The sequence below is a fragment of the Paraburkholderia sp. SIMBA_053 genome (genome assembly GCF_046534895.1).
In the GTDB taxonomy this organism is placed as follows: Bacteria; Pseudomonadota; Gammaproteobacteria; order Burkholderiales; family Burkholderiaceae; genus Paraburkholderia; species Paraburkholderia caledonica.
In genome coordinates this window covers 1-259 of sequence record NZ_JAWRXU010001033.1, presented here as the reverse complement: position 1 = coordinate 259, position 259 = coordinate 1, and the positions used below count along the sequence as shown (strand labels likewise).

The window sequence follows — 259 nt, the reverse complement described above, 5'->3', positions numbered from 1 at the left end:
GTGCATTCAGCGGCCAAGTCCCTTCAGGCAGGAAGCGCTTGAGGGCTGTCTCCGCCAAAGCATCTTCCAAACCCTTCAATCTCCCCGTCGCCGAGTAGTGGCGTGCAACGTCAAACCAACGGCTTGCGGCTGTTTGCCCGTCGACACCCCCACCGAGCGCATACATCGTGTTCAGCAGGCTGGCGAAGTTCGGTGGATTTTTGGTTGCCAGGCTGCCGACAGGATCTTGCAGGAGTGCACCTGCCAAGCCGATTGCCGA

At 59.8% G+C, this 259-nt stretch carries 1 protein-coding gene; it reads right to left on the bottom strand.

The features are described 5' to 3' along the window. Window positions 1-247: hypothetical protein (locus tag SB753_RS38770; protein ID WP_410805375.1), on the bottom strand; the 247-nt coding region annotated here is incomplete at its 3' end. Between the last annotated feature and the right edge of the window lie 12 nt (window positions 248-259).